This window comes from Methylomonas koyamae, from assembly GCF_001644025.1.
GTDB classification, from domain to species: Bacteria; Pseudomonadota; Gammaproteobacteria; order Methylococcales; family Methylomonadaceae; genus Methylomonas; species Methylomonas koyamae_A.
Map to the genome: position 1 here is coordinate 1 of NZ_LUUK01000181.1, position 17185 is coordinate 17185.

10 protein-coding genes are annotated in these 17185 nt (G+C 55.1%); 4 read left to right on the plus strand and 6 right to left on the minus strand.

What is annotated here, in order from left to right; all coding sequences use genetic code 11:
• Positions 1 to 291: 291 nt before the first annotated feature.
• Entirely contained in the window at positions 292 to 2169 is a 1878-nt protein-coding gene (locus tag A1355_RS15800; protein WP_064029883.1) for a GMC family oxidoreductase, read from the minus strand.
• Between the two features lie 14 nt (positions 2170 to 2183).
• A complete protein-coding gene (locus A1355_RS15805; RefSeq protein ID WP_064029886.1) occupies positions 2184 to 4721 on the minus strand; it encodes a hypothetical protein in 2538 nt (845 codons plus the stop codon).
• Between the two features lie 848 nt (positions 4722 to 5569).
• Between A1355_RS15805 and A1355_RS15815 the strand changes: the two genes are divergently transcribed.
• From A1355_RS15815 to recG, 4 genes are all read left to right on the plus strand, one after another.
• On the plus strand, positions 5570 to 7237 hold the full coding sequence (locus A1355_RS15815) for a DUF4331 family protein (RefSeq protein WP_082885579.1): 1668 nt from the start codon (positions 5570 to 5572) through the stop codon (positions 7235 to 7237).
• 81 nt (positions 7238 to 7318) lie between these two features.
• On the plus strand, positions 7319 to 8542 hold the full coding sequence (locus A1355_RS15820) for a hypothetical protein (RefSeq protein WP_064029888.1): 1224 nt from the start codon (positions 7319 to 7321) through the stop codon (positions 8540 to 8542).
• On the plus strand, positions 8529 to 9650 hold the full coding sequence (locus A1355_RS15825) for a HupE/UreJ family protein (protein ID WP_064029889.1): 1122 nt from the start codon (positions 8529 to 8531) through the stop codon (positions 9648 to 9650). The genes A1355_RS15820 and A1355_RS15825 overlap by 14 nt, the downstream gene beginning before the upstream one ends.
• An 80-nt stretch (positions 9651 to 9730) precedes the next feature.
• Positions 9731 to 11848, plus strand: coding sequence for an ATP-dependent DNA helicase RecG (gene recG, locus A1355_RS15830; protein WP_064029913.1), 2118 nt, complete (start codon positions 9731 to 9733; stop codon positions 11846 to 11848).
• A gap of 95 nt (positions 11849 to 11943) precedes the next feature.
• On the opposite strand, the gene A1355_RS15835 is transcribed toward recG, so the two are convergent.
• The 4 genes from A1355_RS15835 to A1355_RS15850 form a co-directional block, all read right to left on the minus strand.
• Positions 11944 to 13518 (minus strand): ArnT family glycosyltransferase, encoded by a 1575-nt coding sequence (locus A1355_RS15835; protein ID WP_064029890.1) that lies wholly within the window; start codon positions 13516 to 13518, stop codon positions 11944 to 11946.
• A gap of 2 nt (positions 13519 to 13520) precedes the next feature.
• Positions 13521 to 14978, minus strand: a complete 1458-nt coding sequence (locus tag A1355_RS15840; RefSeq protein WP_231883689.1) for a glycosyltransferase — start codon at positions 14976 to 14978, stop codon at positions 13521 to 13523.
• A 115-nt stretch (positions 14979 to 15093) separates the two neighbouring features.
• Entirely contained in the window at positions 15094 to 15900 is an 807-nt protein-coding gene (locus A1355_RS15845; RefSeq protein WP_197471830.1) for a glycosyltransferase, read from the minus strand.
• Between the two features lie 84 nt (positions 15901 to 15984).
• Entirely contained in the window at positions 15985 to 16722 is a 738-nt protein-coding gene (locus A1355_RS15850) for a class I SAM-dependent methyltransferase (protein ID WP_064029892.1), read from the minus strand.
• Positions 16723 to 17185: the final 463 nt, after the last annotated feature.

The window sequence follows — 17185 nt, forward strand, 5'->3', positions numbered from 1 at the left end:
ATTTAAATTTTAAACCGACACTCAAGATAAATACACGAACTTCCGCCTTGGGTCGGTCAAGACGACTATCCCTAGCTCTACCAATCCTTGAATTTTCCGAGAATTAAAATCCAACCCAATAACCGGATTCAACATTAAATCGCGGTAGCTTTCATTCCAACCTTAGAATGCAAATAGCCGTTTTGTTGCCCGTTCGCCGGAGCACTTACGGTGAAACCATGGAAAAGCAGGCTCAATAAGCCGGCGAATAGCCGCAAACTAACGGCTATTCGCCGGGTGACGGTTTGCGAATCAAGTCTCCGACAGAATGACATCGGCGGCTTTTTCGGCGATCATGTAGATCGCGCAGACGATGAAGAAACCCGGAATCCTCGGGAAGACCGAGGCGTCCACCACCCGCAAGCCTTTCACGCCGCGCACCCGAAACCGGCTGTCCAGCACCGCCATGGTGTCGCCGTCGGCGCCGATCGGGCAGGTGCAGGAGGCGTGGTGGCCCCAGGATTGATAGCGGATGAAGTCGCGGATTTCGTCGTCGGTTTGCACGGCCGCGCCCGGAAAGGCTTCTTCCTCGATGATGCCCTTGGCGATCAGCGGCGCGGTCAGGCTACGCACGAATTTGACGCCGGCCACCACCGACTCCAGGTCTTCGCCGCCGTCCGGCGTGCCTTCCTCGAAATACTTGAAATTGATGTACGGCCGCTCGCGCGGATCGGCCGATTTCAATTTCACTTCGCCGCCCCGGTTGTTGGTATGGGCTTTTAGCACCGCCCAGGTCAGGTAATTCAACTCCGGTATCCATTGCGAGAAGTTGGGGAAATAACCCTGAAAGCGGGCCAGCAACGCAAAACAGAACAGATCGGGCAACTTGCGCTGTTTCAGAGAACGCTTGATCACCGCCAGCACCGCGCCGTTAGTGGTATACACGCCCTTGCGTTGGGTTTCCCATTCGGTGTATTGCGGATCGCCCTTGGCGTAGCGGGCGCCCTTCAATACTTCCCAATCCTGTTTCATTTTGTTGACGACGCCGACTTCGTAGCGGTCCTGCAAATTGCTGCCGACGCCGGGTAGATCGACGCGGACCTGGATGCGCAAGCGCTCCAGGTCCGCTTTCGGCCCGATGCCGGACAGCATCAGCAATTGCGGGGTGTTGAAGGCGCCGCCGGCCAGAATGACCTCCTTGGCGGCGAATACTTGGTGGGTTTCGCCCGATTGCGTCGCCGGCTGATAATGGGCTTGGTAGAGTTTTTCGCCTTTTTGATATTCAACGCCGATGGCCCGATTGTCATTGTCGAACAACACCTGTGTCACCAGCGCGTTCAACTCGATATGCAACCGGTCGGGATGTTTTTGCTGTACTTCCAGCAAGCGGTCGCGAGTACTCAAGCGGGCGTGGTTGCGGGTCATCAACGGCGGATAGCGCAAGCCGGTGGCGTTTTTCTCGACCAGCCGCCAATCGTTGGGATCGCCCAGGCTTTCGCCGAACCATTCGGCGCCTTCGATAGGATCGGTATCGATGTTTTTCCAAACTTCCTCGACCGATTCTTTCAGGGTTTGCACCAGGGTTTTGTCGCCCAGGGCTTCCAACGGGATGGATTTTTCGGTTTGCAACCAGCCGCCGAAGCCGTGCCGAGTCGGGTTGATACCCAATTTGGCGGCCCAGCGGTAGCTCGGCAGACGATGGTGGCAGTCTTCCATTTTCTCGAAATAACCGCGCATGTTGTCGGCGTGCCAGCTGGCGTCGCCGGTCAGATCGGCGATGTGATTCCAGTCGTCGTTATGCGGGTACACGGTGATCATCGCATTGTGCGCGGTACAGCCGCCCAGGCAGCCGGCGCGCGGATACAGCACGCCGTCCACCTTTTCGCCATCCCAAACGTCGCGATATTTCTCGTCGCGGCGTTGCAACTGGGTATCGCCCCAATGGCGCACCCAAAAATCCCAACGCATGGCTTTGTTCTCGTTGGACAGGGCGTGAAATACCGGCACCTGGTAGTCTTCCGGCAGGCGGTTGGCGTCGGAAATCGCGTTGCCGCCCTGCATCTTTAGCGGATCGCCGCCGGCTTCCAACACCAACACCTTGCGGCCGTTTTCCGCCAATCGAGCGGCCAGGGTGCCGCCGCCGGCACCCGACCCCACCACGATATAGTCATATTTTGTGCTATCGCTCATAGTGGCTTCCCCGATCAGAAGGTTTTCAACAATTCGATCAAGGCTTCCTTGTCGGCGTCGCTCAAGGCCCGGTCTTTTTCCTCGGCCAAGTAGTCGGTACCAAAGTAATGGCCGCGATTGACCACGAAGTCCGGACATTTGCTGACGCTTAACATGTCATCGACGATTTTTCTGTCATCGAAAACCTTGATGGCCTCTTCGTCGCTGGCGCCTTGCGGAATCGCTTTCAAGGCTTTTTTAACGTCCTTCAGCACTTTGATTAAGTGAAACACGTGCTTGGGATCGCTGGGATCGAGGTTCATGTTGGACACCAAATTGACCGGCGTGCCTTTCGGAATCGGCCCCAGTTCCACGCCGGACTTATCGAAGGCCCAAGGTTTCAACAGGCTGAACGGCTCGACCAGCGGTTGCAGCAAGTCCGGCAGATAGCCTTTCGGCACCCGCAGATAGCTGCTGGCGGTCGTGACATCCACTTGGCCTTTCAAGACCTTGCGTTCGGCCGGATTGGCGGAATCGACCACCACGATGTCGCGGTTGCCGCTGCGTTTTTCGGGCCACAGGATTTGCCGGATCGAGTCGTCGAAGGATTTGAGCCGGTCTTCGACCGAGCCGCTGGGATAAAACTTGCCGACCGAGTTGTTCAGCAGATACGGCGCGGTCGACCACAGACTGACCAGCGAGGCCGGCCGGGTGTAGCCGCGGCCGCCGCCCGGCATGTCGTAGTCGTAGGCGGCGCCGGTGATCGGATGATGCACCGTGTATTTGCCGACCGACGGCAGATCCTTGTAGCTTTGCGAGGTGAAGTTATCCCAGATGTTGTTGGCCAAGCCGTTGGTCGCCAACGGGCTGCAGGCGTTGGTTTGCAACAGGGTCACCGGTACCCGCAATTCGGTGGACAGGAAGTTGTCTTGCAGGAAGTCCGGCTTGGCGACGATGGCCTTCATCTCGGTTTTGAACTCGTCGGTTTTGCTCCACTTCCAGTAGTTGTTCCAGCAGCTTAGGTAATCCGAACCGACGCAACCGTTGGGGAAGAAGCTATAGGCTTTTTCCGGCAGTTTGCTGGAATGGCAACGGGCGCACGTTTCGGCGAACACCTCCTTGCCGCGTGTCAACACCTCGGCCGAGGCTTTCAGATGTTGTTCGCCGCCGGGAGCCTTGCTCAGATAGTCCGGCTGGGCGGTGGCCAGGAAGAACAGCGCCAAGTCGGGGGTTTGTTGCTCGGTGGCATTCCAGTAGGACGAGTTTTTCCGAGCGGTGGCGATCGGGAACGGCGAGATTTTTTCGCCGCCGATCAAGGGGCGGAAGTGTTCGGTCCATTCCTCGCTGAACAGGCCGATGTTAACGAATACCCGGTTCAACGCACCCAGCGCGCCGACCGAATCGGCACCGTCCTTGAGCACGCGCGGCGTCCACACCGTATCCGGTTGTTTGAAAAAGCTGTTGAGCGGGCTTTCGGCCGGCAGTTTCAAATCGTTGAACTGACGATTGTTCAGACCGCCGCCGGCGATGCGTTCCTGACCGAATTTCAGCGCGTTTTTCATCCGCGCGCCGAGGCTATACACGGCGTTCATCGTGCGCGGATTGTTGATGTAGTCGGTCGAAACCAGCGAGGTATCCAGCGCGCCGGGCCGCGAGGTATGGAACAACTGGTACGGGAAGCTGGACGGATCGGCTTCGTAGGAGAAAATCCGGTCTATCCAAAAATACTGGGCGCCGGGATTGGAATTGAGATTCTCCCATTTGGGATTTTCCGGATCGGCCGGCGGATTGGCCGGATTGGGGCCGACATGGCAAAAGCCGCAAGACATGCCGACCCGGTAAGGCCGGATCAGGTCTTTGTTATTGTAATAGCTGGGATCGTTATAGAACTTTTCCGGGTTCCAGGCCTTGGCGGCTTTCTCATCGAAATCCGGATTCGGAAACAAACGCAAGCCGACCACGCCGGTCGCGTAACCGTAGTAGGAGCCTACCGGCACGGTTTTACCGCGCGCGCCGATTTTAACGCCGGGATATTTCGTTTCGTCCTCGAACGGGTCGGCCGGGCAATCGCCGGTCCGTTCGTCCAGCCACAGGCCGTAGCGGTCCTGGCGCGGCGCGGTCGGTTTTTTAAAGCAGGGTTCGTTGACCAGCCCCAAATAATTCCAGCGATTGTCGCGGCTGAATTTCAAGGTGTCGTGGCTGGACAGCATTTTTAAAAAATCCAGCGTGCCGACGCTGGTTTTGCCGATGTCGTTCCAGAAGCGGTCGTTGCCGGCGGTCCAGACAATCCAGTTGTTGCGGCCGCGTACCACCGCGTCGTGGGCATCCTTGGCGGTAATGCCCGGCACGTAAGGACTCAGCGCGCGCGCCAAGGCCTCGGGGTCCTTGCTGGCGCCGTAGTCCATGTCCTTGAAGTAATCGTCGTCGGCACCCTTCAGGGTTTCCGCGCCGCGGCCGGCTTGCAGGGCTTCGTCCTTGACCTTGCCGGCCTTGGACCAAAACGTCGCGTGCGCCGTTGACGACGATACCAGTATCGCCACCAGCGCCAATAACTTGGGTAGTTGTGAGTTCATGATTTCCTCCGGATAGATAGATTCAGCGGGCAACGCCTTGTTATGGTTATTGGCATTTGCTCGATAACGCCGACAGCGGCTTGTGCCTGGGCGGGCCATCCCGCGCCGCTGCGTTTTTCGCGCGGCTTCTCGAGCGGTGGCGCGCGATGACGCGCCGCTCGGCAAGCCGTGAGTTAAACCGAGCCGCGCCTTGGCGCCGCCCGGTACGGGATTCGATCGAAGTCGCGGTTGACCAGGCGTCCGCCGTACTCGGCGATCGGCCAGTAGCGCTCAGCCAAGCGGCGGCGAGTTAAGACGACATCGATAAACGGAACTGGAGCTTAAAAAAATCCGCGCGGCCGAAACCGAAGTCGGCTCGCCTTGCTGCCGTATCCAGGCGCAAAAAAAACCGCCGGCCGGAGGACGGAGGCCGGTCGGTAAGCGGGCAAGTTCGGAGGTGCGCCGATTCGAAAACAGACGGCGAGCAAGCGTTGCGCCTAGCGGCGACTTAGTAAAGATGGTAGGAGTTTCGCGGAGTGCGTTACCAGCGAGAGTTAAGGATTTCGCGCCTGTCACCACGGTCTACCCCCTTGGAAGGCGTTAGTAGGTTGCCAATAATGTGAATCGTAGACCAAAATTTTTTTTTAAGCGGTGAATTTTTTCACTCAATTACGCCTATGGGACATTGCAAAATGTTCCGACTCCCGTTCCATGAAATAAGCCTACATTTCGTAACGTTGACTTTATTCGGGTCTGGAGTTAGCTTGCAAACTCCGTTTCGACACTCGCGCCCCAGCCGAATCCGGTCCGGCCCGCGTCCTCGCCGAACGGCGCTTTCCCTACAACAACTACAGAAGGGGATCACAGCCATGCACATCTTCCGTTCGTTTCGCACCGCACGTACCTGCCGAATCGGTCTAGCGACACTCGGCCTATGCCTGATTCCGCACTTCGGTCAAGCCGCCGACCACAACGACCCCAACGCGATCAACTCGATTTTCGCCGACATCCCGCCGAGCGCCGCCGATTTGTACGATTTATTCGGCTACCCCAGTGCCGACCAAGGTCAGGGCGAACAAGTCGTCGTGGCCTTGACCTTCGCGTCCATTCCCAAGGCCGGGGTATTCGATACCGACCTGCTCTACCGGATCCAATTCGATCCCGATCCGCGCGCGGCGCTGGGCATGGGCGACCAAATCGATTTGAAAAACCTGCTGAATTACGCCGAGGCGGTCGGCAAGAAATACATTAATTTCAAACCCAGCGAGGTGAGGGTCACGTTCAATCAACAAAACCAAGCGAAACTAGATTTCCTGGGCTTTCCGGGCGGCGACTTCTCGCAGGTGATCGATACCAACAAAGTCGTCGAACTGAAAACGCCGGATGGATTCGCGATCAAGACCTTCGTCGGCGGCCGCGACGATGCTTTCTTCAACGATTTGCCCGGTTTTTTCCGATCGATCAACTACGCGCCGCAGTACTACCATGTGCCGGTCAAGGATAAAAAATCCGCCGAGGCCAGGATTCCTAAGACCTTGCTTGAACTGGAAGGCAACAGCTTTTTCAATTACGACAAAAACCTGCCTGACTGGGGCATCACGGTCAAAAAAGACCTACCGAAGCAGCCAATGACCTGGAACGGCAACCGGTTTTACAAGGATGCCAACGGTAATTTCCGCTTCGTTTATACCGGCCAGGACGCCCGCGCCGGCGGCAACGTCAACGCGATTGTGTTGGAACTGCCGCTGAAGTTTTTGACCAAAACCCCGGAAACCGAACGCATTGTCCGGACATGGGGCGAAAGTTGGATGCTGCGCGCATCGGCGAAGGCCAAGGCGATTCCGGAACATTCGCAATGGTCGTTGCTGGCCAAGCTCGGCGGCGCGCACGAATCGCCGGCGCCGGTGGCCGGCTTCAACAACCGCCTCAGCGATTACAAAAAAGTCGACGTGGACGGCGTACCCTTCCTGGATGCCGCGCTGAATCTGCGGGAAGACGAAAAGCAACTGGCCGACAACGTCAAACTCGGCGAAGTCTACGTCAAGCGCTTTGCCCACTTGGGCTGGGGCTTCGGGCCGTCGATCAACGCACTGGGGCTGAACAGTTGCTTCGACCATTCCAACGCGCCGGTCTCGGTGTTCAAGACCTACGATCTGGCGATCGAGGCCTTCAAGCGCTCCAAAAAGTGTTTTTTCCAACGGGTCAACATGCCGGACAACAGCTGGAACGTCAAAGGCCTGGACATAAAACCGCCGCGCACCTTCGAAATCTTTATTCCGAACGTGGCGTCGATAGACATGGATACCAACGGCTCATGGCCCTTCGGCCGGCGTCTGGAAGACCAGGTGGCGACGCGGTTTTTGTCCTTGTTTCTGGACATGGAAAACGGGTGCGGCGGCAAACCCTGCAGCGTGGAATCCTTGAACAACCCGGCGCTATGGGCTTCCGCCCCAATCGAGCCCAAAACCACGCCGAATCCGGTCAAAAACGACAAGCCGTTCTTAACCGAATTCCCGTATCTGGCCGAGCCCTGGTAAGCCGTTACCGAAGCCATGCACCGACCGGCAGGCGCGCCGCGTGGCGACCGCGTCCGCTCGCGAACCCGGTCAGCCACGAGAATGGCTCTCGCGGTGGCGAGCTGGATGCTGGCCGCCTGGGCGGGGCTGGCATTGGCACTGCTCGGCGCTTTCGAAACCACCGATTATCGTCGCGATTGGTCGAAGCTGACCGATTTAGCGGCCGGTACTTCGGGCGAAAGCCCGGTCAATCAGGCGATGTTGGCCGCCCAACGCTACTGGCTGAGCGCCACCCCCGGCGACCGCGCCACCGTCGAACAACGCTTGACGGCGGCGCGGCGCGCGGCGCCGGATAGCCCGGCGCTACGGATGCTGGAGGCCCGCTGGGCCGCTCACCACCATAAACCCGCCGAAGCAGCGGTTCATCTAGCCGAACTGGCCGCACAGGCCAATTGGGACGACGCGCCGAGCCGGCTCGGCTTGGCGATCGACATCGCCTTGCAACAAGGCCGCATCGAAGATGCCCAAAACTTGCTGAACGAATCGGCGCGGCAAACCGACTGGGCGCTGTTGGCCCAATATGCGTTGCTGATGGACAAAACCGGGCAAACCGAACTGGCCGATCGAGCCTATCAAGATGCCGAGGATTTGCTGTCCTCCAAGGCGATGCGCGATTTTGCCTGGCTGGAATTGCAGCGCGGCTATCTGGCATTGAGCCACGGCGATGCCGGCGCGGCCGAAACACACTACCGGTTGGCGCTACGCGCCTATTCCGGCTATTGGTTGGCCGCCGATTACTGGGGCGAATGGCTGGCGGCGCAACGGCGTTACGCCGAAGCCGTGGCGGTTTATCGGCAATTGGCGCTCTGCACCCGCAAGCCGGAGTTTTATCAAAGCCTGGGCGATCTTTACCAATTCCTGGGCCAATCCGAGCCGGCGAAATACTGGCACGACAAGGCTTTGGATTTTTACCTGGATGCCACCCGCAATGGCCAAACCCAGTACTACCATCATCTGGCGGCCTTGTACGCCGACGCTTATCTGGACGGCACCAACGCCAGCGCTTGGGCGCGGCTTGATCTCGAACAGCGGCCGAACGCCGTGAGCCACGATGCGTTGGCCTGGGCGCTGTTCCGCGACGGACAAATCCAGGCGGCGGTCGCTCACGCCCGTGCAGCGTTGAGCTACCGCTGGGAAGACGCCCATCTATACGGCCATGCCGGCATGATTCTGCTGGCGGCCGGATTCGACGCCGAAGGCCGGGCGGCGTTGGAACGCGCCCGGCAAATCAATCCGCATTACGACGATTTCCATGCGCATCGCTAGCCTTTGCCGGCTTTGCTTGTTGTGCTTCTGTCTGCAAGTGGCCGGCGGCTTGGCGGGCCGGCCTAGCTTTTCCCATCCGATTGCGCAAGGTTCGGCAACCTTGCGTATCGGCACCGAGCAAATCTTATTGGAGATGACGGTGCCGCTGGAGCAAATCGTCATCGCCAACCGAAGCGCGCCGGCCGATAGCGGCATCGACGCTCAAGCACTGGATCGACATGGCGACTATCTGCTGGCCCACCTGCACCTTACCGCCGATTCCGTACCGTTGACCGGGAAAGCCGTGTCGGCACCCGCCGCGGTCAACCAGGCGTTGGTCTATCGGCTAGCCTATCCGCTGCCCGCCGAAAAGCCCGGCGTCGTGGCGATCGGCCAAAACCTGCTGCGGGAAATCGAGTTTGCGCCGGGCAATCCGTGGGAAGTCAGCTACCGCTTGAGCGTTTATCGAGACGGGCACTTGATTAATCAAGCGTTGCTGGCTTACCAAGAAATACTGAGACTATCGTTGGACGCGGCCGGCTTCGACAGTAGCTTGGGCTGGGATTACACGGTTCAGGGCTGGCTGCACATCCTGCACGGCTACGACCACTTGCTGTTCGTCGCCGGCCTGGTGCTGGCAGTCGGTTCGCTGCGCGAATTGGCGATCATCGTGTTGCTGTTCACCCTGGCCCACGGATTGACGATGACGCTGGCGGTACTGGATTGGTGGCGGGTATCGCCGCGATTGGTCGAGCCTATGATTGCGTTCAGCATCGTCGCGGTGTCGATGCAAAACATCGTCTGGCCCCGTCTCAGCCACGGCAAACCCAGGCAAGCGATTGCATTCGGCTTCGGCTTGTTTCACGGTTTGGGATTTGCCGGCGGCTTGTTGGACAGCATCGCCGCGCTATCGGCCGAGCAAGTGGCCTGGGCCGTCGCCGCGTTCAGCCTGGGCGTGGAGCTGGGCCATTTGAGTGTCGTGATACCTTTATATTACGGGCTGGCTTTGGTTGGTAGTCGCGGCGTGGCGGTACCGGCACCCAGCACTTCACAACGACTCGGTTCGCTGCTGGTCGGTATCGCGGGCTTGCTGTATTGCTATTACTCGGTCAGCGCCGCTTTGGCCTGACTAGCTTGGTTCGCGGGGACCAACAAGACTTGCAACAGCCGGGCATTGCCATTCCGCGCCAAGCATGCCAAATTGGCGGCATGCTTAAATCACTATCCGTTCCACTGGAACCCACCCAACAACCGGTCACCAAGTTGACCGGCATCGGCGCACAATCGGCCGCGCGCCTGGAAAAGCTTGGCATTCGCACGCTTCAGGATTTGCTATTCCATCTGCCCTTGCGCTATCAGGACCGCAGCCGGATCACGCCGATCGGCGAATTATCGCCCGGCACGTCGGCGTTAGTCTGCGGCACGGTGGAGTTTATAGACGCCATCCAACGCGGCCGGCCCAGCCTGATTTGCCGGATCGGCGATGCCAGCGGCAGCTTATCGTTGCGGTTTTTTCATTTCTCGGTGCAACAAAGCCAACAGCTCAAGCCAGGTACCCTGATCGGTTGTTACGGCGAATTGCGTTACGGCTACTCCGGTTTGGAAATGGTGCATCCGGAATACCGGATCGTCCAGTCCCCGGAGCAACTTTGCGAACCGACGCTGACGCCGGTCTATCCGTTGACCGAAGGCGTGCCGCAAACCACGCTACGCAAGGCGGTCAAACAAGCGCTGACTTTATGTTTAAGCGAAGGCGGCGGTATCCGCGACTGGCTGCCAGCCGCCGTGTTGAGCCGTAATGGTTTTCCGCCGTTAGCCGAGGCCTTGCAAACCCTACACAATCCGCCGCCGCACTTAAACATTGCCGAGCTCAGCGACGGCCAGTCCCCTGCCCTAAGGCGATTGGCGTTCGAAGAATTTCTGGCTCATCACCTAGCGCTCCTACAAGGCAAACAAAGCTTTAAACGCTGGCGAGCGCCGGAATTTCATTTCGAAAACGCAGCCAAGCAAGCCTTTATCGAACGGCTGCCGTTTCGGCTGACCGGCGCCCAGCAACGGGTTAGCGCGGAAATTCAGGCCGACTGCGAGCAGGCCCAACCGATGCTGCGGCTGGTACAAGGCGACGTCGGCTCGGGCAAGACCGTGGTCGCCGCGCTGGCGGCCTTGATGGCGCTGCACAGCGGCTATCAGGTCGCGGTGATGGCGCCGACCGAGTTGCTGGCAGAGCAGCATTTCCGCAATTTCTCGACCTGGTTTGCCGACACCGGCTATCCAGTGCATTTCTTGACCGGCCAGCTCAAGGGCAAGGCCAGACAAGCCACGCTGCAAGCGCTGGCCGACGGCGGCGCCGGCATCGCGGTCGGCACCCACGCGCTGTTTCAGGACCAGGTGCAATTTCACAAACTGGGACTGATCGTCATCGACGAACAGCACCGTTTCGGCGTGCATCAGCGCTTGGCCCTACGGGAAAAAGGCAGCAACACCGACATGCGGCCTCACCAATTAGTGATGACCGCGACGCCGATTCCGCGCACGTTGGCGATGCTGCAATACTCCGATCTGGATATTTCGATCATCGACGAGCTGCCACCCGGCCGCCGGCCGGTGACGACTAGCGTCCTACCCGCCGAGCGGCGCGAGCAAATCATCGCCCGCATCGGTCACTGGGTCGTTCAGGGCCGCCAAGCCTATTGGGTGTGCACCTTGATCGAAGAATCCGAGCAAATGCAATGCGAAGCCGCCGAGAAAACCGCGGTGTTATTGACACAAGCGCTGCCGGCCGTACGCATCGCCTTGGTACACGGCCGCATGAAAACGGTGGACAAGGACGCCGCGATGCAGGCCTTCAAGCGTCACGAATGCGACTTGTTGGTGGCGACCACGGTCATCGAAGTCGGCGTGGACGTTCCCAACGCCGGCTTGATGATCATCGAAAATGCCGAGCGCTTGGGTCTATCGCAATTGCATCAATTGCGCGGCCGAGTCGGCCGCGGCGACCAGGAAAGCTTCTGCGTCTTGATGTATCAAGCCCCGTTATCGCTACTCGGCAAACAACGCCTGGGTATCTTGAAGGAAAGCCACGACGGTTTCGTGATTGCCGAAAAAGACCTGGAATTGCGCGGTCCCGGCGAAGTGATGGGCAGCCGTCAGACCGGCCAGATCCAGTTTAAAATCGCCGATCTGGGCCGCGACCGCCATTTGCTGGATTTGGTGGCGCCCACGGCCGCGGAATTGCAAAAGCTGGCGCCGGAAGCGATCGCGCCGCTGCTCGAACGCTGGATAGGTCGCAACGAAACCGGCGAAATCGGTTTGATGCACGCGCCGTGACGGATGCGTCCGTCGGCCTGTGCGTGGACCAAGATGGACACAGGCTTGGGTTTTTAACAGCGCCGAGTTCTACGAAAACCTCGCCAAGTCCGGTGTTAGCCTTCGCACCAGAGATTGTTCAAATCGACCCGGTAAAGTGTTGCGGGCTGTGGTGTCTGCAAACTCTGCAATTTATTCTTCAGGCTTGCCGGCAAGAATGTCGCCGAATTTAAAACGAGCGTGAGTAAAGCTTGACTATTTCCGCTATCCGCCGGGCTTAAAAGCGTTCCGTCCCGCCAACAGTTGGGGGCTTTGTCCAGTTTAATATCCCTGGGACTCCATCCCAAGGTTTCGCGATCAATAACTGCGTAGGCTTCCTCGGAATTCGAGGATGTGAGTTCGGCGGTAATATCGGCGAAATCGTTTATTCGCAGTCGATCACAGGTGTCGCCGCCCAACAATGCGTAGACGCAGGCGATGTTCCGATTATTGACCGAACCTAAAACAAGCCTTTGGGGATGTTGTTCCGCGAACGCCACCAGCGCTCGACTATTCGCGGTAAACACTTGGTAAGCCTGCTGTTCCAAAAACGACAAACCGATGCCCCCGGCCAATGCTAAAAAAACCAAGAAATGGCCCAGTTTGCGTGGCAAACGCTGAATCGCGATACCGGCGAAAACCGCGATCGGCGCTAGAAACAAAGTTAAATAATTGGATTGTTTCATTGCAAACTTTAGCGGTGCCAACGACACCGGAAAAAACGAGAGCACCAATAACAAGGAAACTAGCCAATAAGCGGCATACGCAACGGCGCTAACGGACCGTTCGGAAAATATTGTTTTGATAGTCGCGCAGATACCGTACAACGCCAATACCGGTATTAACCAGGTATGTTTAATATCGAAAAACAAATAATAAAAATAGTACCAGGGACTATCTTCGCCTTGGTTTCCGCCAATAAAGCTACGATTAAGCTGACCGATGACGGTTTTAAAAGCGTGCAGCGGATCGCCCGCAATCATTGTCATCAGCGCAAAGTGAGCCAACAGCATCACCAGTCCGCCAAAAACCAAATAAATCCAGCCAAACTTCCAACAACGAAAAATCAGCGGGTATAAAAGAAATGCACTAAAAGTTAATACCGCCAACTCCTTGACCCAAAATACACAACCTAACGCGATACCGGTCAGAAAATAAGCCAATTTATTCCCGGTTGTTTCGGCCTTAAAAAACGCAATGAAGCTAGAGGTCAAAAACATCGACACCACGGGATCGGCATGTAGCCGTGTAGAAACGGCCACATGCAAGGGCATCAACGCCAGAAAAAGTGCCGAATAAATCGCCGTTTTGTGGTTGATCCCGTTCCAAACAAATCGAAATACCAAAGCTATCTCAATTAACGAACATAGCAGAGGCCATAAATTGGCTGTAAAAAGATTCACTCCAAACAGATAGAGAATGAAACCGGACGGAATATTGTAACCGTAGCGTAATGCGCCGTTGTAATTCGCGCTAGCCCATTCGCCGTAGGTAACATCAAGCGAGCGGCGGAGATAAACCAGATCGTCGGAACCGAAAGGCCCGTTAAAAAACACCAACCTTGTCGTCAACGCAATCGACAGGATAATAAACAGGTATAGAGAAAAGCGGTATCGCCGGTCCAAATAAGCGATGGGAAAGTTTGCAATCATTATCAACGAATCTCTTCGATAAAGAATCTTGGCCGTTGCTTGGTTTCCATGTAAACCTTGGATAAATATTCACCTAAGATGCCTATGCTCAACAACTGTATTCCACCGATAAAATAAATGGGCAAAACAGTAGAGGCCCAACCTGGAATTGTCGCTTCCAGAGCGAATTTAGCCACAAAAATCCAAACGACCATCGCTAAACTCGCCAAACTGACGCCAAGACCAATCCAAGTAATCATCCGCAACGGCACCACGCTGAACGAAGTGACGCCGTCGGCCGCCAGTGCCAACATTTTACTTAGCGGATACTTGGACTCGCCGGCAAACCGTTCGCCGCGTTCGTAATAGACTGTCGCGGTGTTAAACCCGAGCTGTGGAATGATGCCTCGCAAAAACAAGTTAACTTCGTTGAAGTCTTTTAAGCAATCGATCACTCGTTTGCTCATTAATCGATAATCGGCATGGTTATAAATAATATCGACACCCATCGTTTTCAACAACTTGTAATAAAGTTGCGCGGTCACTCGCTTAAAGAAACTATCGGTCTCTCGCGAGGATCGGACGCCATACACGATTTCGCAACCTTCGTTAAATTTATAAATCATTTCTTTAATAACCTGAATATCGTCCTGCAGGTCCGCATCGATCGATACAATTGCTTCGCCATCCGCATTAAAAAGTCCGGCAATTAATGCATTCTGATGACCGCGATTTCTAGACAACTTAATCCCTCGAATACAAGCATGCTGTTGATTAAATTTCGAAATCAGTTCCCAGGTTTTATCTTTGCTACCGTCATCAACGTAATAGATAAAGCTATCCTGCGACACCAAGCCAAGCTCTTGCATCTCCTTCATTAACTCAAGCAACCGGCTATTCGTTTCGGGTAATACTTCTTCTTCGTTGTAACAAGGCACCACTACCGATAATTTAGTATTCTTAAAAGATAGTTTAGGCTTAACGATATTTTCTATCGTTGACGTCTCGGGTTGAACCGCGCGTTTCCTAAAAATGACTATTTTTTGAATAAAGTAAGAAAGCACCGTCATTGGTGGCACCGCGATAGCGCCCGCTTGGTAGGCATCGAAGCCTTGGTTAATAAAAAACTCGATCAGACGAATGTTAAAAATATAAAGCAAGGCCCAACAAAATGCGAAACGGAAAAATAACTTGCCATTCGTATTCCGAAATACGAAACGCCCCTGAGTAATAAAGCTGAAGATAATACCAAGAATCAAAGCCGCCAAATTGGCTAACTTATAGTTTAATCCAAAGAATAATAGTAGAGCATAAACGGAGTAGCTGAACCCGGTATTGATCGTACCAACAACTAAGAAACGAAAAAACTGTGCATTAAATAGCTTGAATGAGCGGCCAGCACCGGAACTCCTTTTATTCAGATCCGCTTGAGTTGAATTTTCAAGCTGACGAGTCTGATTGTACTTTTTTCGCTTTGTCATAGCTCAACGCTGAAATTTTTAGAATGAATTTAATTTTATTATTTGCAGCTCTGATTAAGCTGAAAATTGTATTAGGCCAGCCGACAAACCCACATCCTATAACACGGATAAGATTTTATGATTGCTGTTCACAAGCGCTTGCTAATCCTTTGTTGATTTTCCAATTCAGCAAGAAAATAAGATACCTGATGGGATACATCCACACCGGGCTGAAGATTTTGAAAATTCCGCGAACATGCCGACACTGGACGGATTGTGCTTCGTCTAGCGACGCCCGGCGGTTGGCTATCGTTAACGACCCGGCATGCCAACAAAACGCCGCCAAGACCTGTTCTGTTTTAACGAACGCACCTACTCGCCGTAATTTCAGCAGCAGGTCCAAGTCCATCGTGTACTTTAATGTTTCATCCAATCCGCCAACCTCGGTTAACGCGCTACGCCGAAACAGGCAGGCTTCTTGCTTAATCAAACCAGGAACAAACTGCAATAAAAACGGCGCCGCGAACGGCGGACGACGGGTAAAAAGCAAACTCCCGCTGCTATCAACATAATCGCAAGCGCCATAAGCAACGACGGCGGAAGCATCGCTGCCCAGCAAAGCGCTCGCGGAGGCCAGCGCCCCAGGACGCAGCATATCGTCGTCGCCCAGCCAGCCCGCATAGCGATGCACCGGCAACGCTTCCGAGAATCCGGCGTTCACCGCCGCTGAAATTTTTCCTGGATGCACCAGGACTCTTGCACCAAAAGTAGTTGCAATCTCTGAAAGCTCCGGTGTTTGAGCGGTAGATACCAACACGGTATCCACTAAAACACCTGCCTGGTCTTTAATAGACGACAGCGTTCTTCGCAGCGTGTCAAGCCGCTCGCCTAAGGTTGGTATCACAATCAAAATACGGGGTAACTCGATATTTTCAGATGTCACTAACTGATTTCCTACAATGGGTATTTTTACTAAAGCCTTATTATTTTTTCGACTGAATTAAACAGCATTCGAATCTTGAGAGCCTCAGATATCGCGACGCGTCGCTAAAAGCTCAATCGAACGATAACGCGGAATTGGCAACGCAAGTTTCTCTATCCACGCATACGCCGGGTTTAGGAAAATTCTCTGAACCTCTTTAATCGGTCTCCAGGCATGCAAAAGCCTGACGACAGGATGAGCAATCGGAAAAATCAAACGGGTAAGGCATTGATCATTTACGGTAAAACCACTGGCTTCTAATAATTTAACCACCGAATCCACCGAAGGATATTCTCGAAGATGCGTGGAATCGAGTACGCGCCGCCCGTCCGGCGCCTTGCGAAAATACCATGCGCCGGATTTTCTAATGACGGTACTGAGATACAACCAACCGCCCCGACGGGTGATTCTCGCCAATTCGGCCAGATATTCGAGTTCGTCCGGTACGTGCTCCAAAACCATGGTACTGATCGTAAGATCGACACTTTCGTCGGCCAATCCCGGAATATGGTGTCCTTCGGCCACAATGCCAGGATAGCCGGTTAATTCGCTGAATCGTCGAACGCGAATAGGCGACATATCGACGCCGATTACTCGGCTATTGACAGCGATATGACTATTCTCGGACAACGACCAAACCAAATGCCCATCGCCGCAACCCACATCCACCACGGTGGGATTTGATTGAATTAAACTCAGCGCTTTTACCAATAACGGCGGAACGTGGCGACTAAAAAAATGTATCGATTTTTGGGAATACTCTTCGAAATCCGATTGACTCATAAAACGCTCAGTTACTCTATAGTGCCTGGAAGCTAAGTTCAAACATCGACAGAGCCCTGCCGAAATTCGAATATGAATTCGAATATGCAATTGAATATTTTTAATTTAAAAATATCTGGCTTAATTTTAAATAAAAATACCCATTCCATCTAAAGCGGCCCGCCAGCTGATTTCAACACCTCGGATAAGCTAGCTTTCCCGCTTAGACTTTTCAGTTCCGGTTGAAATATAGCCTATTGCAGAAGTTTTCTATAGACAATTTTAGGAGATGCCGTCTCTGTTACGGCCTTGGATAATTTGAAACTGTAAGCGTGCCGTCTTGATTTGGCGGAACATCCCTACGCCCGGCGACCGGTAAGCGCCGTTCTGGTTCTCGGCAGCCAAGCGGTGAGCGCTGGGGCGGGAAACTTGAGAGAAGCGAAGCCGAAGCCATGACTTCGTTTCGGCCAACGCGCGCCCTCAA

Excerpts from the sequence above, each read along its gene's own strand:
- A1355_RS15815 (WP_082885579.1), top strand. The coding sequence starts at position 5,570 with ATGCACATCTTCCGTTCGTTTCGCACCGCACGTACCTGCCGAATCGGT.
- A1355_RS15800 (WP_064029883.1), bottom strand. The coding sequence starts at position 2,169 with ATGAGCGATAGCACAAAATATGACTATATCGTGGTGGGGTCGGGTGCC.
- A1355_RS15840 (WP_231883689.1), bottom strand. The coding sequence starts at position 14,978 with ATGACAAAGCGAAAAAAGTACAATCAGACTCGTCAGCTTGAAAATTCA.
- A1355_RS15820 (WP_064029888.1), top strand. The coding sequence starts at position 7,319 with ATGGCTCTCGCGGTGGCGAGCTGGATGCTGGCCGCCTGGGCGGGGCTG.
- A1355_RS15825 (WP_064029889.1), top strand. The coding sequence starts at position 8,529 with ATGCGCATCGCTAGCCTTTGCCGGCTTTGCTTGTTGTGCTTCTGTCTG.
- recG (WP_064029913.1), top strand. The coding sequence starts at position 9,731 with ATGCTTAAATCACTATCCGTTCCACTGGAACCCACCCAACAACCGGTC.
- A1355_RS15835 (WP_064029890.1), bottom strand. The coding sequence starts at position 13,518 with ATGATTGCAAACTTTCCCATCGCTTATTTGGACCGGCGATACCGCTTT.
- A1355_RS15850 (WP_064029892.1), bottom strand. The coding sequence starts at position 16,722 with ATGAGTCAATCGGATTTCGAAGAGTATTCCCAAAAATCGATACATTTT.
- A1355_RS15805 (WP_064029886.1), bottom strand. The coding sequence starts at position 4,721 with ATGAACTCACAACTACCCAAGTTATTGGCGCTGGTGGCGATACTGGTA.